The sequence below is a fragment of the Brevundimonas huaxiensis genome, assembly GCF_014218725.1.
GTDB classification, from domain to species: domain Bacteria; phylum Pseudomonadota; class Alphaproteobacteria; order Caulobacterales; family Caulobacteraceae; genus Brevundimonas; species Brevundimonas huaxiensis.
In genome coordinates this window covers 207,332-231,414 of sequence record NZ_JABBJE010000004.1, presented here as the reverse complement: position 1 = coordinate 231,414, position 24,083 = coordinate 207,332, and the positions used below count along the sequence as shown (strand labels likewise).

At 64.7% G+C, this 24,083-nt stretch carries 28 protein-coding genes; 14 read left to right on the top strand and 14 right to left on the bottom strand.

The genetic code is table 11. The features are described 5' to 3' along the window. Positions 1-77: 77 nt before the first annotated feature. From HF680_RS10170 to HF680_RS10155, 4 genes are all read right to left on the bottom strand, one after another. Positions 78-911 (bottom strand): S1 family peptidase, encoded by an 834-nt coding sequence (locus tag HF680_RS10170; RefSeq protein ID WP_185224985.1) that lies wholly within the window; start codon positions 909-911, stop codon positions 78-80. 12 nt (positions 912-923) lie between these two features. Next, on the bottom strand, positions 924-1,364 hold the full coding sequence (locus tag HF680_RS10165) for a DUF350 domain-containing protein (protein WP_091751531.1): 441 nt from the start codon (positions 1,362-1,364) through the stop codon (positions 924-926). Positions 1,365-1,475: 111 nt separating this feature from the next. Next, positions 1,476-2,636: a 23S rRNA (adenine(2503)-C(2))-methyltransferase RlmN gene (rlmN, locus tag HF680_RS10160; protein ID WP_185224984.1), complete on the bottom strand. Its 1,161-nt coding sequence runs from the start codon at positions 2,634-2,636 to the stop codon at positions 1,476-1,478. 81 nt (positions 2,637-2,717) lie between these two features. Continuing rightward, a complete protein-coding gene (locus HF680_RS10155; protein WP_185224983.1) occupies positions 2,718-3,017 on the bottom strand; it encodes a DUF6356 family protein in 300 nt (99 codons plus the stop codon). Between the two features lie 171 nt (positions 3,018-3,188). Here HF680_RS10155 and HF680_RS10150 point away from each other — a divergent pair, with 171 nt between their 5' ends. Both HF680_RS10150 and HF680_RS10145 read left to right on the top strand, forming a co-directional pair. After that, positions 3,189-4,520 carry a trypsin-like peptidase domain-containing protein gene (locus HF680_RS10150; protein ID WP_205196202.1) on the top strand — a complete coding sequence of 444 codons (1,332 nt, stop codon included), beginning with the start codon at positions 3,189-3,191 and terminating at the stop codon, positions 4,518-4,520. A 321-nt stretch (positions 4,521-4,841) separates the two neighbouring features. Continuing rightward, positions 4,842-5,177 carry a DUF2794 domain-containing protein gene (locus HF680_RS10145; RefSeq protein ID WP_039243825.1) on the top strand — a complete coding sequence of 112 codons (336 nt, stop codon included), beginning with the start codon at positions 4,842-4,844 and terminating at the stop codon, positions 5,175-5,177. 5 nt (positions 5,178-5,182) lie between these two features. On the opposite strand, the gene HF680_RS10140 is transcribed toward HF680_RS10145, so the two are convergent. Both HF680_RS10140 and HF680_RS10135 read right to left on the bottom strand, forming a co-directional pair. Continuing rightward, on the bottom strand, positions 5,183-5,812 hold the full coding sequence (locus HF680_RS10140; RefSeq protein ID WP_157004406.1) for a hypothetical protein: 630 nt from the start codon (positions 5,810-5,812) through the stop codon (positions 5,183-5,185). Between the two features lie 97 nt (positions 5,813-5,909). Further along, entirely contained in the window at positions 5,910-6,659 is a 750-nt protein-coding gene (locus tag HF680_RS10135; protein WP_185224981.1) for a Bax inhibitor-1/YccA family protein, read from the bottom strand. 130 nt (positions 6,660-6,789) lie between these two features. Between HF680_RS10135 and thpR the strand changes: the two genes are divergently transcribed. Genes thpR through mmcB form a run of 4 tightly spaced genes read left to right on the top strand, consistent with a single transcriptional unit; the run spans position 6,790 to position 8,977 of the window. Then, positions 6,790-7,329, top strand: a complete 540-nt coding sequence (thpR, locus tag HF680_RS10130; RefSeq protein WP_137720574.1) for an RNA 2',3'-cyclic phosphodiesterase — start codon at positions 6,790-6,792, stop codon at positions 7,327-7,329. Then, positions 7,326-7,910, top strand: coding sequence for a GNAT family N-acetyltransferase (locus tag HF680_RS10125; protein ID WP_185224980.1), 585 nt, complete (start codon positions 7,326-7,328; stop codon positions 7,908-7,910). Before thpR ends, HF680_RS10125 begins: the two co-directional genes overlap by 4 nt. Further along, complete coding sequence (locus HF680_RS10120) at positions 7,877-8,488, top strand: lipocalin family protein (protein ID WP_235968934.1); 612 nt, start codon at positions 7,877-7,879, stop codon at positions 8,486-8,488. Before HF680_RS10125 ends, HF680_RS10120 begins: the two co-directional genes overlap by 34 nt. A gap of 45 nt (positions 8,489-8,533) precedes the next feature. After that, on the top strand, positions 8,534-8,977 hold the full coding sequence (gene mmcB / locus HF680_RS10115; RefSeq protein WP_185224979.1) for a DNA repair putative endonuclease MmcB: 444 nt from the start codon (positions 8,534-8,536) through the stop codon (positions 8,975-8,977). Here the strand turns inward: mmcB and HF680_RS10110 are convergent. Further along, entirely contained in the window at positions 8,974-9,756 is a 783-nt protein-coding gene (locus HF680_RS10110) for a C40 family peptidase (RefSeq protein ID WP_185224978.1), read from the bottom strand. The two genes, mmcB and HF680_RS10110, sit on opposite strands and share 4 nt — an antisense overlap. A 179-nt stretch (positions 9,757-9,935) precedes the next feature. On the opposite strand from HF680_RS10110, the gene HF680_RS10105 reads away from it, so the two are divergent. Then, positions 9,936-10,409: a hypothetical protein gene (locus tag HF680_RS10105; RefSeq protein WP_185224977.1), complete on the top strand. Its 474-nt coding sequence runs from the start codon at positions 9,936-9,938 to the stop codon at positions 10,407-10,409. Here the strand turns inward: HF680_RS10105 and HF680_RS10100 are convergent, their stop codons facing one another. Then, complete coding sequence (locus HF680_RS10100; protein WP_185224976.1) at positions 10,410-11,795, bottom strand: leucyl aminopeptidase family protein; 1,386 nt, start codon at positions 11,793-11,795, stop codon at positions 10,410-10,412. Between the two features lie 86 nt (positions 11,796-11,881). On the opposite strand from HF680_RS10100, the gene HF680_RS10095 reads away from it, so the two are divergent. From HF680_RS10095 to HF680_RS10070, 6 genes are all read left to right on the top strand, one after another. Continuing rightward, positions 11,882-12,718, top strand: a complete 837-nt coding sequence (locus HF680_RS10095; protein ID WP_185224975.1) for a tetratricopeptide repeat protein — start codon at positions 11,882-11,884, stop codon at positions 12,716-12,718. A 27-nt stretch (positions 12,719-12,745) separates the two neighbouring features. Beyond that, positions 12,746-13,420: an HAD-IA family hydrolase gene (locus HF680_RS10090; protein ID WP_185224974.1), complete on the top strand. Its 675-nt coding sequence runs from the start codon at positions 12,746-12,748 to the stop codon at positions 13,418-13,420. Between the two features lie 56 nt (positions 13,421-13,476). Next, positions 13,477-13,932: an iron-sulfur cluster assembly scaffold protein gene (locus tag HF680_RS10085; protein WP_185224973.1), complete on the top strand. Its 456-nt coding sequence runs from the start codon at positions 13,477-13,479 to the stop codon at positions 13,930-13,932. A 78-nt stretch (positions 13,933-14,010) separates the two neighbouring features. Continuing rightward, complete coding sequence (gene yidD, locus HF680_RS10080; RefSeq protein WP_185225054.1) at positions 14,011-14,241, top strand: membrane protein insertion efficiency factor YidD; 231 nt, start codon at positions 14,011-14,013, stop codon at positions 14,239-14,241. Between the two features lie 3 nt (positions 14,242-14,244). After that, entirely contained in the window at positions 14,245-16,173 is a 1,929-nt protein-coding gene (thrS, locus tag HF680_RS10075; RefSeq protein ID WP_185224972.1) for a threonine--tRNA ligase, read from the top strand. Positions 16,174-16,216: 43 nt separating this feature from the next. Then, entirely contained in the window at positions 16,217-17,407 is a 1,191-nt protein-coding gene (locus HF680_RS10070) for a tetratricopeptide repeat protein (protein WP_185224971.1), read from the top strand. A 246-nt stretch (positions 17,408-17,653) separates the two neighbouring features. On the opposite strand, the gene HF680_RS10065 is transcribed toward HF680_RS10070, so the two are convergent. Next, positions 17,654-18,148, bottom strand: a complete 495-nt coding sequence (locus tag HF680_RS10065) for a hypothetical protein (protein ID WP_185224970.1) — start codon at positions 18,146-18,148, stop codon at positions 17,654-17,656. Between HF680_RS10065 and HF680_RS10060 the strand changes: the two genes are divergently transcribed. Continuing rightward, complete coding sequence (locus HF680_RS10060; protein ID WP_185224969.1) at positions 18,147-18,833, top strand: sensor histidine kinase; 687 nt, start codon at positions 18,147-18,149, stop codon at positions 18,831-18,833. The two genes, HF680_RS10065 and HF680_RS10060, sit on opposite strands and share 2 nt — an antisense overlap. On the opposite strand, the gene dapD is transcribed toward HF680_RS10060, so the two are convergent. From dapD to HF680_RS10035, 5 genes are all read right to left on the bottom strand, one after another. Beyond that, the gene (dapD, locus tag HF680_RS10055) at positions 18,834-19,703 is read right to left on the bottom strand and encodes a 2,3,4,5-tetrahydropyridine-2,6-dicarboxylate N-succinyltransferase (protein ID WP_185224968.1); all 870 of its coding nucleotides are present in this window, start codon (positions 19,701-19,703) and stop codon (positions 18,834-18,836) included. Next, positions 19,700-20,341, bottom strand: a complete 642-nt coding sequence (locus HF680_RS10050; RefSeq protein ID WP_317134051.1) for a pyrimidine 5'-nucleotidase — start codon at positions 20,339-20,341, stop codon at positions 19,700-19,702. The genes dapD and HF680_RS10050 overlap by 4 nt, the downstream gene beginning before the upstream one ends. Positions 20,342-20,370: 29 nt before the next feature. Beyond that, on the bottom strand, positions 20,371-21,300 hold the full coding sequence (argB, locus tag HF680_RS10045; RefSeq protein ID WP_185224967.1) for an acetylglutamate kinase: 930 nt from the start codon (positions 21,298-21,300) through the stop codon (positions 20,371-20,373). A 63-nt stretch (positions 21,301-21,363) separates the two neighbouring features. Continuing rightward, positions 21,364-23,088: a glycosyltransferase gene (locus tag HF680_RS10040; RefSeq protein WP_185224966.1), complete on the bottom strand. Its 1,725-nt coding sequence runs from the start codon at positions 23,086-23,088 to the stop codon at positions 21,364-21,366. 138 nt (positions 23,089-23,226) lie between these two features. Beyond that, the gene (locus HF680_RS10035) at positions 23,227-23,967 is read right to left on the bottom strand and encodes a sulfotransferase family protein (RefSeq protein WP_185224965.1); all 741 of its coding nucleotides are present in this window, start codon (positions 23,965-23,967) and stop codon (positions 23,227-23,229) included. Between the last annotated feature and the right edge of the window lie 116 nt (positions 23,968-24,083).

Below are 24,083 nucleotides of genomic sequence, written 5' to 3'. Positions count from 1 at the left end.
TTATCCCTTCGATTTCCGTCTCCTGGCGCCGAATTGCACGCCGTTGCACCCTTTTCGTCGGGTGCAATTTCCGTCCGCTAGACCGACAGACACACCACTTGGGCCACGCGCAGGTCGCGTCTCAGCCGGTTGGCTACCTGGCCGTAATCCTCGGTCGTGATGGTCTGGCCGCGCGCGTCGTCGGCCGGCGTCTGTTCGCCGCGAATGGCCGGCCCGAACGTCTCCGGCGCCGTCGTATAGATCCGGCCCCGTCTCGGCGCCTCGGCGATGGTGACGCCCACGACGCGGCCCTGCGCATCAAGGGCCGGCGCGCCGGACAGGCCCGACAATGTGCCCTCAAGCCCGTTGGTGCGCCCGACCTCGGCCCAGGACAGCACCGGCTCGTCGCGCGCGCCGCGCCCGAAGACCTTCAGCGTTTCGCGCCCCAACAGGCGTGACGTCACCTCGCCCGGACGCCCCTGAGGAAAGCCCGGATGGAAGGCGCGCTGACCCTTGCGCAGCGGCGCCTCGACCGCCACCGGCAGCGCTGCGGGACCGCCGTCGGTGATCAGCAAGGCGACGTCGGCGCGCGGTGCCAGACGGACGTCGGCTGCGACCGCCCGCCCCTCGCCGACCACCAGCGCCGGCTTGCGGCACCCTTCGACGACATGGCGCGCCGTCACCCAGCGCCCCCGTCCTGCGATGGAGAAGGCCGTGCCCGACGACGGCTTGAACGGCGCCTCGCCCGCATCGACGGTTACGGCGGCGTCAAAGGGGGTGATGGGGCCCAACAGCGCGCCCTCGGCCACATCGGCGTCGGCCTGCGCGACCGGCGGCGCATCGGCGTTCTCGCGTCGCCCCAGGGACACCGCCAGAAACACGGCCGCCACCGCTGAGTAGATGGCCCAGTCCGGCAGGCGGGGAAACTGCATCGCTCCGGCCAATCAGCCGGTCAGCGCGGCGGACAGGATGACGGCCGTCGCCAGCTTGGCGCCCAGCAGCACCACCGCCGCCGAAATCTCGCCGTGGCGGATCCGCTCGGGCAGGCCCGTCAGCAGCAGGTCCACGACCCGGAAGGCCAGAAGCTGCAGCACCACGGTCGCCACGCCCCAGATGGCGATGTCTCGCACCGAGGTCGACACCGCCAGCGACACCGCCAGCGGCACCGCCAACCCCACCAGAATGCCGGCGAAGGCGATGGCGGCGGCGACATTGCCCTGACGGATCAGGGCGACCTCCTTCCACGGCGTCAGCAGAGCATAGACCGTCGCCCCCGCCGCGAGCAGCAGCAGGGTCACGATCAGGTGCATCACCATGACCGGGAAGCCCGAGGCGAAAGCCTGCACCTCGGCGCTGGAAAGGACGTTCGACAAGGAGGGGTCCATGCCCAGACGCCTTGCCCGATTGTCGCCCCAATCCGCAAGCGCGCCGGGGACACACTGCGTGACATTATGTGTCCGAAGGTTGTGTCCTCTCATCAAGAGAGGACACGAGAATCAGGCCGCCGCCTGTTCCGCCTTACGCAGAGCAGACGCTCTGATCTTCTCGCTTTCGGACTTCAGTTGACCGCACGCGGCCAGGATGTCGCGGCCGCGGGGGGTGCGGATGGGCGAGGCGTAGCCGGCCTTGTTCAGGATGGCGGCGAAGCGTTCGATCGTCTTCCAGTCCGAGCATTCGTATTCGACGCCGGGCCAGGGATTGAACGGGATCAGATTGATCTTGGCCGGTATGCCCTCGATCAGCTTCAGCAGCGCCCGCGCCTCTTCGGGGCTGTCGTTGACGCCCTTCAGCATGACGTATTCGAACGTCACCCGCCGCGCGTTCGACAGGCCCGGATAGGCGCGGATCGCGGCCATCAACTGGTCCAGCGGATACTTCTTGTTCAGCGGCACCAGCACGTCGCGAAGCGCATCGTTGGTGGCGTGCAGGCTGATGGCCAGCATGGCCGCCGTCCGGTCGCCCAAGGCCTGAAGCTGGGGCACCACGCCCGAGGTCGAGACCGTGATCCGACGGCGCGACAGGGCGATGCCCTCATTGTCCGAGATGATGTCGATGGCGTCGGCGACGTGGTCCAGATTGTAGAGCGGCTCGCCCATGCCCATGAAGACGATGTTGGACAGGCGCCGGTCTTCCTTGGGCGACGGCCATTCCTCCAGGTCGTCGCGCGCGACCTGAACCTGGGCCACGATCTCGGCGGCGGTCAGGTTGCGCACCAGCTTCTGCGTGCCGGTGTGGCAGAAGGTGCAGTTCAGGGTGCAACCGACCTGGCTGGACACGCACAGGGCGCCGGCGCGGCCAACGTCGGGGATATAGACGGTCTCGATCTCGATGCCCGGCGCGGTGCGGATCAGCCATTTGCGCGTGCCGTCCTTGGACACCTGGCGCTCGACGACCTCGGGGCGGCCCAGGGTGAAATGCTCGGCCAGCTTGGCCTGCATGTCCTTGGCGACATTGCTCATGGCCGAAAACTCGGTCACGCCATAGTGGTGGATCCAGCTCCACACCTGGCTGGCGCGCATCTTGGCCTTCTCGGGCGGACAGACGTTCGCGTCGATCAGGGCCTGGCGCAGGCCGGCGCGCGTCAGACCGCTGAGGTTGACGGGCGCCTTGACGGCGGGCGCGTTAGAGACGCGCGAAAGATCGAGCGTGATGCTCAAGGCGGCGATCCTGCGTGAGGTTGAGCCGGCCTATATAGCACGGATCCCGGCGATTGCATGGCCGGGGCGGATTCGACCGCCCTAGAGGCCCACGTCCCAGACGCCGGCGTCGCGCATCCGGGTCTCGCGCGCCTCCTCGGCCCGGCCGCCCATGTCCTTGGCCATGCTGCGGATCGCGGTCGAGACGGTGGCCTTGTGCACGCCCGGCACGATCGCGTGGGCGAAGGCGGCGCCCGCTAGACCCAGCAGCTTGAAGCCGAAGCCGGCCGAGGCGGCCATATGCTGCAGATAGGTCTCGTCGACCTCGCGCGGGTGGTCGCGGAACAGGCGGTCGAACGGGGTCGAACCCGAACGGCGGCGGTCGATCGTCGTCTGACTCATGGCGGCGGCCTTCCCTGCTTCGTCGCCTCATGGTCACGCCGGACGGCCGACGACGCAACCCCCATCGCGATCTGTTCATTGGACGTGACCGACACGCGCCCCGCTCGCTTCAGACCCATCGTCAGAAACGAAAACTCGGTCTAGGGTCGGCGTTCGATCAAGGAAATGCCCATGCCGATCCGCCTTTCGCCCGCCTCTTCCATGGCCGTCGCCCTGGCCCTGCTGGCCTCAGCGACGCCGGTGCTGGCGCAATCGGGCACGGCAGGCCTGCCCTACGACGCCCGGCGCGGCGTGTTCAGCTTCTCGTCGGGGCTGGAAGGCTCGCTTCCAGCGGTCGTTCAGGTCACGACCCTGGGCCAGTCGCGTGGTCCCAGTTCGGACGCGGCCGACCCCAAACCCTACGCCTCCGGCTCCGGCGTCATCGTCGATGCGGCCGAGGGGTTGGTGATCACCAACAATCACGTCGTCGAGGGCGGGCGAAAGTTCACCGTCGATCTGACGGACGGCCGCCTGTTCGACGCCGTGCTGGTCGGGGCGGACAAGGCGACCGACATCGCCGTGCTGCGCATCACGCCCGACGGTCGGCCGCTGAACCTCAAACAGGTCCAGACGGTGGATTCCGACACCCTGCGCACCGGCGACCTGGCCTTCGCGGTCGGTTATCCGCTGGGCCTGGACCAGACCCTGACCATGGGCGTCATCTCGGGCCTGAACCGCTCAGGGCTAGGCGATGCGGTCGAGGACTATATCCAGACCGACGCGGCCGTGAACTCGGGCAACTCCGGCGGACCGCTGCTGGACAGCCGGGGCCGGCTGATCGGCATCAACACCTCGATCCTGTCGGGCGGCCTGGGCGGCGGCAACGACGGCATCGCCTTCGCCGTGCCGACGCGGATCATGCTCTACGTCGCCGACCAGTTGAAGAAGAGCGGCGAGGTCAAGCGCGGCGCGACCGGCGCCATCTTCGGCTCGCTGAACGCCGAACGCGCGCGCGATCTGCATCTGGGCATCGTGCGCGGGGCCGTTGTCGCCGATGTCGCGCCGGGATCGCCGGCCGAGCGCGCCGGCCTGCGCCACAACGACGTCATCACCCGAATCCAGGGCCGCCCCGTCGCCAACGCCGGCTCGGTCAACGCCACCATCGGCATCGCCGCGCCGGGCTCGGACCTCAGCGTCTCCTATCTGCGCGGCGGCCGCGAGGCGACCACGTCGCTGGCGGTCGAGACTCCTGCTGATCAGCCCGTGATCGTCGGCGCCCAGTCTGTACTGGCCTATGGGGCGACCCTGCGAGACCAGGACGGCGGCGCCCAGGTCACGGCCGTCTCGGCCGGCTCGCCCGCCGCCCAGGCCGAGCTGACGGCCGGCGATGTGATCACCGCCATCGCCGGCGCGCCCGTCGCCGACGCTCGCGCGGCCGCGACCGCGCTGCAGAGCGCATCGGGATCGGTTGAGGCGACCGTGCTCAGAAATGGAGAGACCCTGAACCTGACCCTGTCGCTCTAAGGCGGGGTCAGACGCCGACGTGGCGCTGTCTGGCGGGCTCCAGACAGCGAAACGCCCGCCTTGCCAGGGAGGGGGAGGGGAAAGGCAGGGCGGGCGCTCGCTTGGAGGAAGCATCGGCCGCCGGAGCCCATAAACTGGAAACATCCAGGGGGGCTGGGGGGGCTGTTCAGGATCCGGGACGCTTCCGAACTCCGACGAGCCGATGATCGATATTTCGTTGCGCATACGGGCGGGCGAAGGACCGAAACGGGGCCATTTCGTGTCTGCGTCGATTTCCTGGCCGCCTCTGGCGTTGCGCCTCCAGCGGCCTAAGTTGAACTTATGAGCCTGACCCCTCACGACACGACGCCGGCGCCCGGCCCCGTCTTCTTCGACCGTCGCGAACTGGACCCGATTCTCAGGGTCTATGGACGCATGGTCGCGCAGGGCGAATGGCGCGACTACGCCATGGTCGGGCACAAGGACTTCGCCGAGTTCGCCGTCTTTCGCCGCAGCGGCGACGCCCCGCTCTACCGCATCGAAAAGCGCCCCGCCCTCCAGACCCGCCAGGGCCAGTGGGCCGTCATCGGCGAGGGCGGCCAGATCCTGAAACGCGGCCGCGACCTGGCCCAGGTGCTGCGCGTCTTCGATGGCCGCAAGTTCCAGGTGGTCGAGTGATCGTCTCACTGCTCCCGCAAGACGGGCGATAGCCAGGAACCACCGTCCAAGACGACGTCGACCTGAGGACGGGCAGGTCCGCCGGCGACGATGATCGGCTTGAGAACAACGTCATAGTCCATGTTCACGTCAGCCGTTTCGTAGGCTGGCTGGGAAATCTTCGCCATGACGAAGTAGCGACCATCGGGCGCCTGATCGAAGCGGAAGGCGCCGCCTGCGCCGCACGTTCCTTCTCGAATGAAGGTCGTCGACTCCGGCCAATTCCAATGCGCCATAAAGCCTATGCGCCAAACCCCTTCCGCCTTGAGAGGCCATCCAAGACGTTCCGACAATAGCCAGCGATTGCGAGGCGTATCGGGAATCAACCGGATGGCTCGTCCCTCGCAGGTCAGCGTTTCCTTCGCACCGTAGCCCATACCGCCAGTAACGGGACGAGTCAGGTGCGTGGTCAGCGAGAGCGTGCCGGAAACAGGAAATCCCTCGGCTTCAAACCAGGTCTTCTCCGCCGCTCCGGGCTCACCGAAACGATCGGACGCCCGCTCTTCGGCCGCTCTTTGATAGGCCGCTAAAGTCAGGCAACTCGTCAGAGGCATTGCAGCCGCCAGAGCGACGACGACTTTCGTAAATCCCTTCACGGATCATCTCCCAAACCCACCCACAGGATCACCAAGCGGCGCGCAAAAAGAAAGGGCCCCGCGAGGGGCCCTTTCCGTATCCGTCTTTCGACCGATGTCAGTTCCGGTTGCCACCCATGAAGGCCAGCAGGAATTGGAACAGGTTCACGAAGTTGATGAACAGGCTCAGAGCGCCGAAGCCGGTCGCCACGCCCATCGCATTCTGGTCGCCGCCCAAGGCGTAGTAGGTCATCTTCAGACGCTGGGTGTCGTAGGCGATCAAACCCGAGAAGATCAGCACGCCCAGGCCCGAGATGATCAGGTAGAAGGTCCCGGACTGCAGGAACATGTTTACGATCGAGGCGATGATCAGGCCGATCACGCCCATGATCAGAAAGGTGCCCATGCCGGTCAGGTCCTTCTTGGTCGTGTAGCCCACCAAGCTAAGACCGCCGAAGGCCGCCGCCGTCACCAGGAAGGTGGTGGCCAGCGAACCGCCCGTGTAGCGCAGGAACAGGATGCCCAGGCCCGCGCCGATCGTGGCGACCACGGCCCAGTAGAGCATGTTCACGCCCTTGGCCGTCGGGTTTTTCATGAAGAACATCGAGCCGAACAGCATCACCAGCGGCGAGAACTGGACGATCATGCCCAGCACCGTCAGACCAACGCGGCCGTCTGGCGTCACGCCGAACAGCAGCTGCTGCACCGCCGGCACATTGCCGGTGACATAGGCCAGGGCGCCGGCGACCACGAGGCCCAGGGCCAGCTTGTTGTAGACGCCCAGCATGAAGCTGCGCAGGCCGGCGTCGACCGACATGTCGGCCGTCTGCGGCAGAGGACGGGCGTAGCCGTTGTTGAAATCGCTCATGGCGACAAACTTTCTCCGATTGGCCGGAGAGGCTTCTCCGGTCACAGGCTTTGAATATCGTGAGCCGGGGCCCGCGCTGCAAGGAAAACCGGACTTGGAGGCTTGTGTTCCGGCCGCTACTTTCGGTCGCATGCTTCGTCTGTTCACCGCCCTGACCCTGCCGCCCGACGTCGCAGAGACGCTGAAACGACGGCAATCGGGCCTGCCCGGCGCACGGTGGCGGCCGCTGGACGCCCTGCACGTCACGCTCGCCTTCTATGGCGAGACCGACGAACGCCGCGCCGACGATTTGGCGTCGGAACTGACGCGCGTGACGGGCGGTCCGTTCGAGATCGCGCTGAAGGGCGTCGGCTGTTTCGGCGACGACCATCGCAGCCATACGCTGTGGGCTGGGGTCGAAACGCCCAACGAGCGCCTGTCGGTTCTCGCCGGGCGCTGCAAGGCCGCGGGGGAACGGGCCGGGATCGGCATGGAGGCGCGCGCCTACAAACCGCATGTGACCCTGGCGTATCTGAAAACCCAGACCAATCCCGACCGTCTCGGCGCCTGGGTGTCAGGGCACAATCTGTTGCATTCGCCGCCGATCCGCATCGACCGCTTCGGCCTGTATTCCAGCGTCCTGACCGACAGCGGCAGCCATTACGAACTGGAGCGGGAGTATCTGCTGTGAACGCTGCCGCATACGCCGTGCCGCCCCATGTGACCTTGGGGCCGACGCTGGAGACGGAACGACTGATCCTGCGTCCGCCGGCGGTTGAGGACTTTCCGCGCTGGGCTGAGTTCATGGCCGATCCCGAGACCGCCCGCTTCATCGGCGGGGTCCAGCCCGCGCCCCAGGTCTGGCGCCTGATCTGCACCGTCGCGGGCATGTGGGCCCTGACGGGCGAAGGGATGTTCTCCATCCTGGAAAAGGAGACCGGCCGGTGGATCGGCCGCATCGGGCCGCTTCACCCCTATGGCTGGCCCGGCCGCGAGGTGGGCTGGAGCCTGCATCGCGACGCCACCGGCAAGGGTTATGCGGTCGAAGCGGCCGCAGCCACGATGGACTACGCCTTCGACGTGCTGGGGTGGGACGACGTGATCCACTGCATCGCGCCCGAGAACCTGCCCTCGGCGGCGGTCGCGACACGGCTGGGATCGCGCAATCGCGGGCCGGGCCTCCTGCCCGAACCCCTCGAGGACATCGCCATCGATCTGTGGGGCCAAACGCGCGACGAATGGGCGATCAATCGGGCGCGCCTGAAGGGCTGATCACAACCGAACGCGTCGGCGCGTCGTATCGCTTCCAAACCAACGAGGATGCGCCCATGTTTCGCGCCAGCCTGATCGCCGCCGCCGCCCTTGCCGCCTTGCCGTCAATGGCCTTCGCCCAGGCGTCGAACGTTGATCTGAACCGCTTCGACGGCCGGTGGTTCGAGATCGAGCGCAATCACAATAACGTCCAGAAGGACTGCAGCCGGGCGCAGATCGACTTTACGCCGCAGGGCGCGGCCGACCGCTACGCCATCACCGTCACCTGCGTCCGGCGCGCCGACGGTAAGATCGAGACGCTGCGCGCCAACGCCCGCGTCACCGACACCACGACCAATGCGAAGTTCCGGTTTAGCCTGACCGGCCTGCTCAGCTTCGGCGGTCTGGCGGGCCAGAACTACTGGGTCTATGACCATGCCCAGGACTACAGCTGGGCCATCATGGGTCTGCCGGACAAATCGAACTGGTGGATCTGGCACCGCAATCAGAATGCGACGCAGGCTGAGCGTGACCGCATTCTGAGCCGCGTCCGCGCCCTGGGCTTCAGCACCAGCCGCCTGGTCCACACCGGCCTCTAAGGCCCCGCTTGCGATAGGAACGTAGGCGGAACATAAGCTGACGGCATGTCCGCCGTCGCCCATCTCGAACTCGTCTTCAGCCGTCCCGAGACCACGCTTTCGGTCACGCGCGGGGCTGCGCGGCTGATGATGGACATGGGCTATGCGCCGCTTCTGGAAGTCTGTCTGCCCAACGGCCGCCGCGCCGATGTCATGGCGATCGGGCGCAAGGGCGACATCGTCATCTGCGAGGTCAAGTCGGGCGTCGAGGACTATCGCGTCGACCGCAAATGGCACGAGTACGGACCCTTCTGCGACGCCTTCTTCTTCGCCGTCGCGCCCGAGTTTCCGCAGGACATTCTGCCCGACGAACCGGGCCTGATCGTCGCAGACGGTTTCGGCGGGGCGGTCGTGCGAGACGCGCCGGTGATCGGCTTGGCGGCCGCCCGCCGCAAGGCGCTGACGCTGGCTTTCGCCCGGCTGGGCGCGATGCGGACCTTGCGAGACTAGAGCCGGCGGAAGACGGCGGTCGCAAAACCTTCGACAACCAGACGCGCCTCGACCTCGGCCAGGCTCTCGATCACGACGCCCTTGCCGCCTGTCGAATGGATGATGCGTTCGCCATCCAGCATCAGCGCCGAATGACCCGTCCAGTCGTGATCGTCGTTCGGCGCCAGCCAGACGACGATGTCGCCGCGCTGGAGGTCCGATGAGGACGCCGCTCGCCCCAACCGGGCCTGCGCGTCCGACCGACGGGGACCGGGCAGGCCGCATGCCAGCAGGGCCTGCTGCACCAGGCCGGAACAGTCGGTGGAGATCGAGGACCGGGCGCCAAGTTCATGCGGCCGCCCGAGCAATCGCTCGGCCACCGCGACCAGATCCGTCTCGAACGCGCCGATCGGCTTCAGATCAGCCTCAGACGCTTCCGTCGCCTCGACCACCAGAGCGTTCAGCGGCAGGGCGGCATCCACGCCAGCGATCCAGTGCGTCGCCAACGGCGCGCCGGCCGACAGACTGTCCAAGATGACCCAGCCGACGACGCCGTCGCGCCGCGCCCGACCCCAGGCGCGGCCGTTAGACCGATCCAGAACGTCGAAGATCTCGCCATGCAGCAGCTGGTCGATCCGACCGTCGGCGTCGGATAGGATGTCCGCCACGGCGACCCGACAATGCATGGCCTCCGTCGCCCGATAGGCGTCTGCGCGCACCAGCCCTTCCAGCGCCTGTTCGGCGAGGTCGGGGCGAACGAGGCGGTCGCCGTGCGGAAGAAGGTCGAGGACGTCGGTCAACGTGAACTCGCATTGCTGAACCCACAGCCTTATCCCCCGATGGCTTAGGGGCCGTTAACGCGAGACGCTTTTGCGAAAGAAAATCAACAGAACCGCGTTCTTGTTGGCGCGACGCTGTCTTGAAGCGTCACCTTGGGCGCCCATTTCGGTTTGAGGCGGCGTCGCGCCGGGACGTCCCTATGCTGCTGCTGAGCGTTCTGATCATTCTTGGCCTGACCCTCGCTGACGAAGGCGTCGTCGGCACGGCCCTCAGAAAATGGCTGGTCCAGACGCCTGCGCGATTCCTGGCGGGCCTGTCACGCGGTCGAGCGCTGGGGTTGGGCCTCATCGCTCTGGTGGGCCTCGCGGCCGTCATGCTGTTCGAGACGGAAGGCGTCCGCCTGTTCTCGATGGCCGCGCCGGACATGGTGGCCTGGGTTCTGATGTTCGACGTGACCGTCATCTTCGACCTCGTCGTTCTGGCGGTTAGTTTACGCGCGGTCGCCGGTTGGCGAGGGCTGATCCGGCGCCGCGAACTGATGCAGGGCCTCGCTCGGAGACTGGTCGGCCGGATCAGAGGCATGCGGTCGCGGGCCCGACGCGTCAGTAAGCCTCGACCGCCGCAATCTCCGTCGGACGATCCCGAACCCAATTCCCCCTACGCCTTCGCTTAATTACGTCGCGTAGCGCGCCTTCAGCATGGCGTAGCAGGCTCTCAGCGCCTGGGCCTCGCCGCCTTCCGGATAGCCGGGGCGGGCGCGGGGGTTCCAGGCGAAGATATCCATGTGCGCCCAGGCCCCCGTGGCCGGAGCGAACTTTTGCAGGAACAGTGCGGCCGTCACCGAGCCGGCCTGGGCCCAGCCGGCCGGGTCGTTCCGCAGGTCCGCGATCTCGGCGTCCAGCGCGCCGCGATAGCCAGCCCACAGCGGCATTCGCCACAGGGGATCGCGCACCTGACCCGCCGCCGCCAGCAGCCCGGCGGCCAGGGCTTCGTCGTCCGTATAAAGCGGCGGCAGCTCGGGCCCCAAGGCGATCCGCGCGGCGCCGGTCAGCGTCGCAAAGTCCAGCGTCAGGTCGGGCCCATGCTCGCCGGCCCGTGTTAGGGCGTCGGCCAGGATCAGCCGGCCTTCGGCGTCCGTATTGCCGATCTCGATGGTCAGACCCTTGCGGCTGTTCAGGATGTCGCCGGGCCGGAAGGCGTCGGCCGACACGGCGTTCTCGACCGCCGCGACGATGACCACCAGCCGCACCGGCAGGTCGGCCTGCATCACCAGACGCCCCAGGGCCAGGGCATGGGCCGAGCCGCCCATGTCCTTCTTCATGTTGCGCATGCCGGCGGCGGGCTTCAGGTCCAGACCGCCGGTGTCGAACACCACCCCCTTGCCGACCAGGGCGACCAGCGGCAGGTCGGTCCGGTCCAGCTTCCAGCCGATCTCGATCAGGCGCGGCGCCCGGTGCGGGGCGGCGGCGCGCCCCACGGCGTGGACGGCGGGATAGTTGTCTGCCAGCAGGGCGTCGCCGGTGGTGACGGTGATCTCAGCGCCGGCGCTCTCTGCGATCTCGCGGGCGATGGTCTCGATCTGCAACGGCCCCATGTCGACGGCGGGCGTATCGACCATTTCGCGCGCCAGGGCGCAGGCGGCGGCGATGCGCGAGATTTCAGCGACGTCCACGCCGTCCGGCGCGACCAGCCGCACGGGCGCCCGGTCCGGCCGGACCTTATAGCGGTCGAAGACATAGGCCCCCAGCAGGAAGGCCAGGGTCGCCAGTTCCGCGTCCTGCGCGGCGACCTCAAGCCGATACAGGCCGCCCGGCAGCCGCGCCGACAGTCCCCGCACGCTCATCGGATCGAAGGTCGCGCCCGCGCCGACGACCACCTGGCCGATCTCGCCGTTTGCGTCCGGCACGACCAACAACTGGCCCGGCTTGCCTTCGAACCCGTGCCGATCGCCCCAGCGGCGGGCCGCACCGTCCAGCACGCCGCCCGCCTGAACGAAGCGGATCGGAACGGCGCCGTCGACGTCTTGGGCGGGAACCAGCAAGGGATGCGAGACGGACATGAGGCCCTCGAAACGAAGTTAACCATCGGTTGACGCGAACCGGCGATTCTAGGGGCGAGACCTCTAGGACCGTCTGGACCTGACCCATGTCGCGCATGCCCGCCCTTCTCGCAACCGTCGCCCTGATCGCTCTGTCCGGCACACCGACGCTGGCGGCCGATCCGACGGCGGCGACCGCGGCCCAGGCTCGCGCGCCGTCGTCCGCTGCGGTGCGGGCCACCTATGACCGGATGGACGCCCTGTCGCGCTCGGTCTTCTGGGCCACGGAGCAGCAGGCCGATCCGACCGACGCCGTGGCGGCCGTGAAACTGGCCCAGGCCCTGCGTGAGCTGGGTCGATACGATCAGGCAGCCGAGGCCGCCCAGGCGACCCTGACGCTCCAGCCGAACAATCTCGACGCACTTCTGGAGCTTGGCCGCGCCCACATCGCGCGCGGCCAGGCCTTTTATGGCGTCGCGCCGCTGGAGCAGGCGCGCGACCTGGCGCCGCGCGATTGGCGCCCCTACTCCCTGCTGGGCGTGGCCTATGAGCAGGTGCGTCGCACCGACGACGCCCGCGCCGCCTGGAACCAGGCCCTGGCCCTGTCGCCCGACAATCCCGACGTCCTGACCAATGCGGCCACCGCCGCCCTGACGCATGGCGATGCGCCGGGCGCCGAGACCCTGCTGCGTCGCGCCGCGGCCCAGCCGACCGCCTCGGCCAAGGTGCGCCAGAACCTGGCCATGGTGCTGGGCCTTCAGGGCAAGATGGGCGAGGCCGAACAGATCCTGCGCCGCGAACTGCCGCCCGAACAGGCCGAGCAGAACCTGCAATGGCTGCGTTCGCGCAGCACGGGCGGCGCGACGACGTCCGGCGGCGGCGCGGCAAGTCCGTCGCCCGCGACCGACACCGCCCGCACCTGGAATTCGCTGCAAGGCGGCTGATCCGCCCGTTGCGGTCTGACCGCCCGCATGGTGGATGAGGCCACGACCGCCCTCCCCGCGTCCCGCGCCTATCGGGCCTTCCTGTTCGACATGGACGGCACCCTGATCACATCGACCCTGGCCGCCGAGCGCGTCTGGACCCGTTGGGCCGAGCGCCACGGGCTGGATGTCGCCGCCTTCGTTCCCACCATCCACGGCGTGCGCGCGATCGACACCATTCGTCGCCAGAACCTGCCCGACATCGACCTGGACGCCGAGGTCGCCTGGGTCGAACGCGGCGAGATCGAGGACGTGGACGGCGTCGCCCCCATCCCCGACGCCATCGACTTCGTCAAACGCCTGCCGCCCGACCGCTGGGCCGTGGTCACCTCCGCCTCCGTCCCCCTGGCGCGCGCCCGGCTGAAGGCCGCAGGCGTAACGCCGCCCGCCGTCATGGTCACCGCCGAGGATGTCGAACGCGGCAAGCCCGACCCTGCCGGCTATCTGAAGGCCGCAGCGACCCTGGGCTTCGACATCGCCGACTGCCTGGTGTTCGAGGACGCCGAGGCCGGCATCAAGGCGGGCGAAGCGGCCGGCGCCGACGTGCTGGTCGTCACCGCCGCCTGGACCCATCGGCTGGAGACGGATCATCCCACTCTGGCGGACTATGCGGATGCGACTTTGGAGGTCCGATCCGATGGGCGTCTCGTTCTGACGCTTTAATCCTCCTCCACTGCGCTGCGCTTCACGGGGGAGGATTGAGCGCCTATCTTCGCCCCATGATCGACGACCTCTACAGCGCGCGCATCCTGTCGCTGGCGGCGAACCTGCCGCATGCGGGGCGTTTGCCGTCTCCGCAGGGCACAGGCGAGCGGGTGGCCAAACTGTGCGGGTCGCGCGCGACGGTCGATGTGACGCTGGACGACGACGGCCGCATCGCCGACTTCGCCCAGGACGTCAAAGCCTGCGCCCTCGGCCAGGCGGCTGCCGGAGTGCTGGGTCAATCCGTGATCGGCGCGTCGGTCGATGATCTCAAGGACGCCCGCGACGCCATGATCTCCATGCTGAAATCCGGCGGCGACGGCCCCGTGGGTCGGTTCGAGGATCTGCGTCTGCTGAAACAGGTCGCCGACTACCCCGCCCGCCACGCCTCGACCCTCGTTTCCATCGAAGCGACGCTGGAGGCGGTGAACAATGCCTTGGCCGCCCGAACTCGCCTCGCCGGCGCGGCCTGACGGGCACGACCGGTTGATCCCCCTGCGATGACAGGGGATAAGCGCGGCGAACCTCTCAAGCCCCCGGCGAAGGGACATATGTCTCTCTATGAACGCAGCGTGCGCGCGGCCCATCGGGGCTACAAGCTGACGCTGTCTCCTCTGATCGGCCAGCAGTGCCGATTCCTGCCGACCTGTTCGGATTACGGGCGCGACGCCCTGATCCAGCACGGCCCGGTAAAGGGGGGGTGGCTCACCGTGCGCCGCCTCTGTAAATGCCATCCCTTTGGGGGATCGGGATACGACCCGGTCCCGCCAGTTAAAGACTGACACATGATCGACCTGAAATTCCCCGACGGCGCGGTGCGCCAATACCCGGCCGGTTCGACGGCGCGCGACGTCGCGACCTCGATCTCGCCGTCGCTGGCGAAGAAGGCCGTGCTGGCCGAACTGAACGGCGAGCAACGCGACATGGACCGGGTGCTGGAGACGGGCGGCGACTTCCGCCTGATCATGCGCGACGACCCCGCCGCCCTCTATACGATCCGCCATGATACCGCCCACGTCCTGGCCGAGGCGGTCCAGACCCTGTTCCCCGGCACCCAGGTCACGATCGGCCCGGCGATCGAGGACGGCTTCTACTACGACTTCTACCGCGAAGAGCCGTTCTCGACCGACGACTTCGCCGCCATCGAAAAGGAGATGGGCCGGATCGTGGACCGCGACGCCAAGTTCGAGCGCGAGGTATGGGAGCGGGACGCGGCGATCCAATTCTTCGAGGCGCGCGGCGAGAAGTTCAAGGCCGAGCTGATCCGCGACCTGCCGGGGACCGAGACCATCACCCTGTACAAACAGGGCGACTGGATCGACCTGTGCCGGGGCCCGCACTTCCCCTCGACGCGCCACGTCGGCAAGGCGTTCAAACTGACTAAGCTGGCCGGCGCCTATTGGCGGGGCGATTCCAAGCGCGAGCAGCTGCAACGCATCTACGGCACCGCCTGGGCCACCAAGGAAGACCTGGACGCCCATCTGCAGCGTCTGGAAGAGGCCGAGAAGCGCGACCACCGCAAGGTCGGCAAGGCGATGGAGCTCTTCCATATGCAGGAAGAGGGCCGGGGCATGGTCTTCTGGCACCCGAAGGGCTGGGTCCTGTGGCGCGTGCTGGAGGCCTATATGCGCCGTCGCCTGGACGCCGCCGGCTATGTCGAGGTCAAGACGCCCCAGGTGCTGGACCGCAAATTCTGGGAACAGAGCGGCCACTGGGACAAGTATCGTCCGAACATGTTCGTCTGCGAGACGGTCGAGGGCGAGGAACTGAGCCTCAAGCCGATGAACTGTCCCGGCCACGTGCAGATTTTTGACCAGGGCCAGCGGTCCTATCGCGAACTGCCGCTGCGCATGGCCGAGTTCGGGGCCTGCCACCGCTATGAGCCGTCGGGCTCGCTGCACGGCCTGATGCGGGTGCGCGGCTTCACCCAGGACGACGCCCACATCTTCTGCCGCGAGGACCAGATCGTCGAGGAGACGGCTGAGTTCATCAAACTGGCCCGCAGCGTCCACGCCGACCTGGGCATGGAAACGGCCTACATCAGCCTGGGCACCCGGCCCGAGAACCGCGCCGGCACGGACGAGTTCTGGGACAAGGCCGAGACCCTGATGGCCGAGGCCGCCCGCGCCGCCGGCACCGAGCCGGTCGTCACCGAGGGCGACGGCGCCTTCTATGCGCCCAAGCTGGACTTCATCGTCAAGGACGCCATCGGCCGCGAATGGACCTGCGGCACGATCCAGCTGGACTACGTCCTGCCCGAACGTCTGAACGCCACCTACATCGCCGAGGACGGCCAGAAGCACCGCCCGGTCATGCTGCACCGCGCGATCCTAGGCTCGTTCGAGCGGTTCATCGGCATCATGATCGAAAACTACGCCGGCGCCTTCCCGCTGTGGCTGGCCCCGACCCAGGCTGTGGTGGCCACCATCACCTCGGACGCCGACGATTACGCCCGCGACGTGATGGCCAGGTTCAAGGCCGCCGGCCTGCGCACCGAGATCGACCTGCGCAACGAAAAGGTCGGCTACAAGGTCCGCGAACACTCGGTCGGCAAGGTCCCGGTCATCGCCGTCGTCGGCCGCAAGGAAGCCGAAGACGGCATGGTCGCCATCCGCCGCCTGGGCTCCCAGGCCCAAACCCTGGTTTCGGTCGAGGAAGCCATCCGCATCCTGACCGACGAGGCGACCCCGCCGGATCTGAAGCGCGAACGATAATTTCCGCTGGCCTAGTCAGATCAGGAAGCGAACAATACGATCAATGAGGGAGTTGTTTAGAAGCGATAACCTGGTCGCTCGTGAAGTGGCTTGCGAGGATATATCGCGTTGGGTCGTCACGTTTGACAATTACAGCATCGGCCACGGCTTTGATCGAGAAGGCTTTGGCGAAGCCTATCTCAGATCGCAGGGTATTTCGGCCATCCACATCATGGGCCGGCGGGAGGACTGGTATCAGTATCCCGAAATGTCAGATGTCTTGACTGCTGTGCGGGAAGCGATCTCCGGCGCATCGCGAAGCATAACCTATGGCTCGTCAATGGGAGGCTATGCGGCATTACGTTTTGCAGATGCACTAAATGTTGATGCGGCTTTGGCCTTGTCCCCGCAATATTCAATCAATCCAGCAGTCGTGCCTTTCGAAAAGCGCTGGCTGCAGGATGCGGAGCGAATAGTCTGGCTTCCTGAGGGTGAACCCTCCCTGCCGGCGCGGGCGCGAGCCATAGCCGTCTACGACCCGGCTTCTATCGACAAGGTACATGTCGACCTCATCGCAAGCGAGACGGACCTCGTAAAAATTCCAGTCAGGTATTCAGGACACCCATCGGCATCAATGCTGGCTGAGCAGCAGATGCTGTCACCGCTATTGAATGACGTCTTAAATGGGACGCTAGATCCGATCGAGTACAGGCGTGAGGCGAAGGCCAGACGAAAAGATAGCGTCACCTATCTCATAACGTTATCCGAGAGCCTAGCTTCGAAACGGCGTGATATCGCTTTGCAGCTCGCGGAGCGTGCTATCGCTATTCAGCCCACGCACATCGGCGCTCTTCAGTGTCTAGCCAGAGCCTTTTATCTGCACGGCCGTAACGAAGAAGCCCTGTCGACTTATGAAGAGGCTTTAGACCAATCTAACCGTAACGTCGTAATCGCCGTGCCTTATGCCGATCTGTTATCGGAGCTCGGCCAGCACCAATCTGCGCTGACCTTAGCGCGAGAAATCACTGCGCGACCCGAAACATCAGTGATGGCTCACATCCACGCCTGGCATGGCTTTATTGCGCAGCGAGCCGGCGCTCAGGCTGAAGCGATAAAGGCTGTTGAGCGCGCCGTTCTTCTCCATCCTACGGAGAAAAAATATCGGAAGCTTCTAAGCAACTATCGCCTCAATCGTTCACTTATCGGACGCCTTCGAGGCAATCTAATGAAATTCAGACCGCGCTTTAACCGCTGACGCCCGGACATTTTGGGCACAATACCCAGCGTTCATCGTATCTTAGGTGAGGACGCGCCACTTTGGACCATCGCTCGACGAGATCCGAAGATGACGACGTTCAAGACCCACCCCGGCCGTTCCCTGCTCCAGCATCTGATTGCGGACGGTCACATGCGGTATCTGATCATCGCCAGTTGGGCGGTTGCCCTGTTCACCGTCACCGATTGGGCGACCGCAGTGTTGTGGTTTGCAGCGGCGACCGCGTCAGGCCTGCTGCGCACGTTCGCCGAACGGGTCTTGGTGATCCGAGATGAGCAACTGCACGGCCGGATCAAGCTGACGGCCGCCACCATTTCCTGCATCGCCTGGTCGGCGGCGCCGCTGCTCGCCTTCCTTTACGGCGGGACCTATGGCGTGCCGCTGGGCGTGGCGCTTCTCATGGCCGGTTATGTGCTGGTTTTCACCCAGATGCGCGCCGCGCCCCGCGAGGCCTTGATCGCGTCGGCGCCCTATTCGGTGGTCGTGGTGCTGCTGTTCGCACAACTGTGGGGCACGCCCGGCTTTTGGGTGGTCGTCAGCATGATCCCGGTTCTGGCGCTGGCCTTGCTGATCAAGGTGGCCATCACCCAGATGAAGGACAGCGATCTGGAAGCCGTCAACCGTCGCCAGGCCGAACTGATCGCCGAACTCGAAACCGCGCGCGATAGCGCCAACGCCGCCAGCGCCGCCAAATCCAACTTCCTGGGCGTCATCTCTCATGCTTCGCACGCCGATGAACGGGGTTCTGGGGGCCGCGCAACTGTTGCAGATGTCCGAGCTCAGCGACCGCCAGAAGGAGTTCGTCGGCGTGATCCGCGATTCCGGCGAAGGGCTTATGGTGCTGCTGAACGACATCCTCGACATTACCAAGATCGAATCCGGCAAGATGGAGTTGGACTTCGTCGATGTCGAAGCCGAGACCCTCGCCGCCCGGTTGACGGGTCCGTTCAAGGCCCAGGCCGAGGCGCGCGGACTGACCTTCGCGACCGACATCCGCGGCCCGTTACCGCCGCTTCTCAGAATGGACCCGCTGCGTCTGGCCCAGGTGACGCATAATCTGCTGGCCAACGCCATCAAGTTCACGCCGCAGGGCGAGGTTCGCCTGATTATAGAGAGCGAGCCGGCAGGCGAGGATCGCACGACCTTGCGGCTTGGGGTGGCCGATTCCGGCATCGGCATCGCCGCCGACGATCTGACCCGACTGTTCCAGCCCTTCTCTCAGGTGGACGGGTCGTCCACCCGCAAGTTCGGCGGCACCGGCCTGGGCCTCAGCATCTGTCAGCGTCTGGCCGCCCTGATGGACGGCGAGATCACCGTGACGTCGACTCCCGGTCAGGGATCAACCTTCACCCTTCACGCGACGTTCGACGCGCCCCGGATCGAATCGGTCCGCGTCGCCGCCTGATCAGTCGCGCAGCAGTTCGTTGACGCCGGTCTTGGCCCGCGTCTGCGCGTCCACCCGTTTGACGATGACGGCGCAGTACAGCGACGGCCCGCCATTGGGATCCGGCAGCGAACCCGGCACGACCACCGAATAGGCCGGCACCTCGCCCCGGAACACTTCGCCGGTCGCCCGGTCCACGATCTTGGTCGAGCCCGACAGATAGACGCCCATGGCCAGGACCGCGCCCTCGCGCACGATCACGCCCTCGGCCACCTCGGCGCGGGCGCCGATGAAGCAGCCGTCCTCGATGATGGTCGGATTGGCCTGTAGCGGCTCCAGCACGCCGCCGATGCCCGCGCCGCCCGACAGGTGCACATTCTTGCCGATCTGGGCGCAGGAGCCGACCGTGGCCCAGGCATCGACCATCGAGCCCTCGTCGACGAAGGCGCCGATGTTCACGAATGACGGCATCAGCACGACGTTCCTGGCGATATGCGCGCCGTGACGGACGATGGCGCCGGGCACCGAACGGAAGCCGGCCGACTGATAATCCGATGCGGTCCAGTCGCCGAACTTGTTGGGCACCTTGTCCCAGAAGGGACCGACGGCGACGGGATGGTCCACCGACAGCGGCATGACGGACGGCGCGCCCGCCCGCATGATCTGGTTGTCGTTCAGACGGAAGGACAGCAGCACCGCCTTCTTCAGCCACTGATGGGTGGTCCAGACGCCATCCGCACCCCGCGAGGCGACGCGCGCCTGGCCGGAATCCAGCAGGGCCAGGGCGGTCTCGACGGCATCGCGCACCTCGCCATGCGTTGTGGCGGACACCTCGGCGCGCTGTTCCCAGGCGGCCTCGACGACGGATTCGAGATGCGACAGATCGGTCATGCGGCGTCCTTGAAGGTCAGGTGGGAGAGGAAGTCGAGAAGGTCCGGGGCCACATGGTCGATGTGCGACTCGATCGGCTTGCCATGGCCGTCGCCGATCAGGACCGTCGCCATGCCCAGCGCCTTGGCCGGCTCCAGGTTCTTGGGCGTGTCCTCGAAGAACGCGGATCGGTGCGGATCAATGTCGAATTGCTCCAGCATCCGGCGGAAGGTCGCGGGATTGGGCTTGGGCGTCAGATCCCCATCCTCGATGGCGAAGACGCCTTCGAAACAGTCGGCGACCCCGATCCGGTCCAGCACACGATGCGCGTAGTCGCGCGCGCCATTGGTGAAGACATAGCAACGACCGGGCAGAGCTTTAAGTCGCTCGGCCAAACGCGGGTTGGGCTCGACCCCGTCCAGCGGCACGTCGTGCACCTCGCGCAGGAACCGTTCGGTATCGACGGCATAGTTGGCCATCAGTCCGGCCAGGGTCGTGCCGTGTTCGTCCAGGAACTGGCGCTGCATCGCGGCCGCAGCCTCGGGCTCTAGCCCGACGGCCTCAACCACGAAGGCGTTGATGCGCGCCTGGACCAGCCGCATCAGACCCTGCTCGCGCGGATACAGGGTGTCGTCCATGTCGAACACCCAAGCGCGCACATGCCCAAGGGATGTGGAATGGGGGTCGCTCAAGACGCCTTCACCAGGGTGCCGGCGCCGAACTCGGTGAACAACTCGACCAGCATGGCGTGCGGCCGACGCCCGTCCAGAATGACCACCGCCTCGACGCCCGCGCGAACGGCGGCCATGGCCGTCTCCAGCTTGGGGATCATGCCGCCGGTGGCGACGCCTGTGTCGATCAGGTTTTGCGCCTCGTCCAGCGTCATCTGGCGGATGATGTCGCCGTCCGCGCCCTTCACCCCCGGCACGTCCGTCAGCAACAACATCCGCTTGGCGTCCAGCGAACCCGCCACGGCGCCGGCCACTGTGTCGGCGTTGACGTTGTAGGTCTGGCCGTCTTCGGCCACGCCGATCGGGGCGATGACCGGCACCCAGTCTTCGGTCTCGGACGCGATCAGGCCGGCGATCAGCTTGGGATCGACCTTGGTCGGTTCGCCGACATAGCCCAGATCGACCTCGTGCTCGATCATGCTGTCGGGATCGCGCTTGGTGCGACGCGTTTTCTCGACCGTCAGCAGACCGGCGTCCTTGCCCGATAGGCCGACGCCGCGCACGTCCGCCTCCTTGCCGGCCATGGTGATCCAGTGCGCGATCTCCTTGTTCACGGCGCCCGACAGCACCATCTCGGCGACTTCCATCGTCGCCGGATCGGTGACCCGCAGCCCGTCGACGAAGCTGGACTTCACCCCCGCCTTGTCCAGCATGGCGCTGATCTGCGGCCCGCCGCCGTGCACCACCACCGGGTTCACGCCCATCAGCTTCAGCAGCACCACATCGGCCGCAAACTGACGCGCCACGGCGCTCTCGCCCATGGCGTGACCGCCGTATTTGATGACCACAGTCTCGCGGTCATACACCTGAATATACGGCAAGGCCTCGGCGAGCGTCTTCGCCGTCTCCCAGCTGCGTTCTTCCGACTGGCGTTCTGTTTCGTTCATCACGCGCGCGAGATAGCGGGGGGCGACGGAGAAGTCACTCACATAAGCGATCACATGGTTAGCTTAATGCTCCTGGCGGCTAGCCCTTAGTACGTATCTATGCCGCTTTGGTATTGTATCGCCCTCCGCAATCTCACCCCTAATATCTTCGAGACCGGGAATAGACAGAAACTCTATATGGTATCCATTTTGATTTAATTTTTCAACGATGACTTCGACGTGACACCCTTTCGCCCAGGATGAGTCTGGCATGCAATTCGCGATGAATAGTCTTGGTCGAAATCCGGATTCGAGCATGTCGTTGATCAAACCAGGTTCACGACCGTCAAAATTAAGAAACACCACAATCCGTGAATTGTTTCTTCCTACCAAAGAACCGATATCAACATCGGCCCACTTAGAAACGAATTTGCGGTCATCATTATCGGGAAATCTTAGTAACGGATTATAAATGCCTTTATAAAGTGCATCATTGAAATCATGCGTCCTTTTCTCGAAGCGCATAAACTCCGGCTCTGTCAGCACTTCGACAGCGCACCCCTGCGAAATAAGAAGTTGTGTGAGCGCACCATAGTCCTTGGACACCGATATTGACAAATCGTCACTACTTAGCCGAGCGGCCGCGGCGGAAAACCCTTCCAACAGGTCGATTGAATTGGATTTATTTCGCAATTCCCGTCGGATATCAGTCTCGTCAGACTGGGGATGAACCACCTTGATCGCAGCATTGTCTAACGTGATTTCCGTCGCTAGATCGAACAAGCCGTCGTCTCGACGCATAACGCCAGCACCGCGGCGAACGCAATAATCGATCTGATGCTTGTCAAATTTCGGTACTGTCATCGCAGCGCTGATAATTCTCTGCCAGCGGCCTCGGAATAGTTCCTTCTTAAATCGCTGAAGAACTGCAGCCCTGCCACATTCTGATAGTGAGCGCCTTAGATCAGAACTCGATTCAAACGCGTGAATCTGTTCAAGGCAGGATTCTTTATCGCCTGCTTTATAAAGCAGTATTTCACGCCCATGTTCGAAGTCTGTTTTCCAATCTGCATTGTCAGGTGCAATCATGGGGCACCCCAGAGCCATTGCCTCGAGCGGTGCGAAAGATGTAGCGGCAGCGTCGGCAGTCCACAGATATGCTCGAGCTCGAGTAATAGCTGATTTAAACTCGGAAACCGAATTCAGATTTCCTCCATCCGATGGCCTGTTCCCCCCCCCGTACAAACACTTTGAGATCGGCAAGGAGTCCCAAAAATCGGCGCCTACGCCTCGTTCTGGCGCATAGAACGAATTAACAATATTTACATAACTCGTGCCGCCATCTTTCCAAACCGCTTCATCGAACAATTCTTGCGGTATAAAATGCGGTATAACCTCTATGGCTACGTCGGAATAGAAACCGAACTGCTTAGGCATATAGTGAGACACGCAAACTATGGGCGACATTGATACATCTCTTGTGAAAACCTCAAGAGATACGTCGTCGTAGACATGAATCCACTGCTTGGGCTGATAACCCCAGTGAGTGATGTAAACTAGACGTGCGCGACTGATTCCCAATCGGTCCAATCGACCAGCAAGTCTAATAAATTCGCGCGGGGAGTGGGCTAAGTACAAATCATATTGGTCTATATCATCAGACCGATCGATTACGACGTTGTCGGTGATTGGACGATTGGACGACCAAGGACCAAGAAAGCTCCACTCGTGCTCCGGAAAAGCAGTAGCAAGGTTATATTGATAACTCGTATGAAAAGCACCCGAGAAAATTCTCAATTCATGTGCCATTTATTGAAGCCCTATCGATAAGATAATTTTACATGGCAAAGATGCACATGTATCCACAAGACCTTGTCATTTGGGATCAGTTATCTCAAATGACATGATCCGACACGACCTTCGGAATCTACCTATTATGCAGGATTCCTATCCTCTGAGATTATCGTATATCGATCGATATTCGGCATCTACCGGTAGAATATCAGCAGACAAAAATGTTGAGAGATGAGGGCTCAAAAATCTATCCACTTCTTCCTCCTTGCCTGCAAAGACAACACCGGACATTGCGCTGATTGTCGATACTATCGACTGCCAATCTTCAAAAAGGTGTCTCCACGTAATGGCCTTTCGCTGATGGCCTCGCGTCGCCTGCTCAGCGTCAGTTACATATGCGCGCCACAGCCTAAGCCCGTCGGCCATGGACATGCCATTGCGCGCCGCAAGCGAGGCAGCCACTTCGGCCGGATCACGAAGCGGCAGAATGACGAACGGTTCGTAGCCGCGCCCCAATAAAGCTTCCCGCCAGAAGGGGTAAAAGCGGCAGATGCGCGGATCCTTGATCACGATGGTGTCGGCGTCGCCGAACTCCTCATTCAGTTTCTCGCGCGCGCGGCGGCGAAGGTCGTCGCCCTGAGCGCCATCGAAGACGCCTTGGTCCAGGGGGGCAGGGTCGTCCCATGCCGATCCGGCCCGGGTCAGAATTTCGTCGTTGAACGCCATGAGCACCTCGCTCTCCCAGAATCCTTTCGGATTCTCTGGCTTGGGGCCCATCAGGGTCCGGGGCGGCGTCGCCCCCAACAGCGCAAGCACGCCAGCGACAGAAGATGTGCCGCTCCGATGCATGCCCAGGACAACAAATGCTGTCCGTTTTGTCGGTAAGTCGTTCATGGCGCTTGTTTGAAGCCCCTTCTCTCGTATGGCAATGCCGAGAGCGGCATTGCCATGGGCGTCTCGCAAACAAGAGCCGGCGCCCTTCCCTTTCCTGACAGTTTGAATCTCGCAGC

Coding starts and splice junctions, on each gene's coding strand:
- HF680_RS10170 (WP_185224985.1), bottom strand. CDS start 911: ATGCAGTTTCCCCGCCTGCCGGACTGGGCCATCTACTCAGCGGTGGCG.
- HF680_RS10165 (WP_091751531.1), bottom strand. CDS start 1,364: ATGGACCCCTCCTTGTCGAACGTCCTTTCCAGCGCCGAGGTGCAGGCT.
- HF680_RS10155 (WP_185224983.1), bottom strand. CDS start 3,017: ATGAGTCAGACGACGATCGACCGCCGCCGTTCGGGTTCGACCCCGTTC.
- HF680_RS10150 (WP_205196202.1), top strand. CDS start 3,189: ATGCCGATCCGCCTTTCGCCCGCCTCTTCCATGGCCGTCGCCCTGGCC.
- HF680_RS10145 (WP_039243825.1), top strand. CDS start 4,842: ATGAGCCTGACCCCTCACGACACGACGCCGGCGCCCGGCCCCGTCTTC.
- HF680_RS10135 (WP_185224981.1), bottom strand. CDS start 6,659: ATGAGCGATTTCAACAACGGCTACGCCCGTCCTCTGCCGCAGACGGCC.
- thpR (WP_137720574.1), top strand. CDS start 6,790: ATGCTTCGTCTGTTCACCGCCCTGACCCTGCCGCCCGACGTCGCAGAG.
- HF680_RS10120 (WP_235968934.1), top strand. CDS start 7,877: ATGGGCGATCAATCGGGCGCGCCTGAAGGGCTGATCACAACCGAACGC.
- mmcB (WP_185224979.1), top strand. CDS start 8,534: ATGTCCGCCGTCGCCCATCTCGAACTCGTCTTCAGCCGTCCCGAGACC.
- HF680_RS10105 (WP_185224977.1), top strand. CDS start 9,936: ATGCTGCTGCTGAGCGTTCTGATCATTCTTGGCCTGACCCTCGCTGAC.
- HF680_RS10100 (WP_185224976.1), bottom strand. CDS start 11,795: ATGTCCGTCTCGCATCCCTTGCTGGTTCCCGCCCAAGACGTCGACGGC.
- HF680_RS10095 (WP_185224975.1), top strand. CDS start 11,882: ATGTCGCGCATGCCCGCCCTTCTCGCAACCGTCGCCCTGATCGCTCTG.
- HF680_RS10090 (WP_185224974.1), top strand. CDS start 12,746: ATGGTGGATGAGGCCACGACCGCCCTCCCCGCGTCCCGCGCCTATCGG.
- HF680_RS10085 (WP_185224973.1), top strand. CDS start 13,477: ATGATCGACGACCTCTACAGCGCGCGCATCCTGTCGCTGGCGGCGAAC.
- yidD (WP_185225054.1), top strand. CDS start 14,011: ATGTCTCTCTATGAACGCAGCGTGCGCGCGGCCCATCGGGGCTACAAG.
- thrS (WP_185224972.1), top strand. CDS start 14,245: ATGATCGACCTGAAATTCCCCGACGGCGCGGTGCGCCAATACCCGGCC.
- HF680_RS10070 (WP_185224971.1), top strand. CDS start 16,217: ATGAGGGAGTTGTTTAGAAGCGATAACCTGGTCGCTCGTGAAGTGGCT.
- HF680_RS10060 (WP_185224969.1), top strand. CDS start 18,147: ATGCTTCGCACGCCGATGAACGGGGTTCTGGGGGCCGCGCAACTGTTG.
- HF680_RS10065 (WP_185224970.1), bottom strand. CDS start 18,148: ATGAGAGATGACGCCCAGGAAGTTGGATTTGGCGGCGCTGGCGGCGTT.
- dapD (WP_185224968.1), bottom strand. CDS start 19,703: ATGACCGATCTGTCGCATCTCGAATCCGTCGTCGAGGCCGCCTGGGAA.
- argB (WP_185224967.1), bottom strand. CDS start 21,300: ATGAACGAAACAGAACGCCAGTCGGAAGAACGCAGCTGGGAGACGGCG.
- HF680_RS10040 (WP_185224966.1), bottom strand. CDS start 23,088: ATGGCACATGAATTGAGAATTTTCTCGGGTGCTTTTCATACGAGTTAT.
- HF680_RS10035 (WP_185224965.1), bottom strand. CDS start 23,967: ATGAACGACTTACCGACAAAACGGACAGCATTTGTTGTCCTGGGCATG.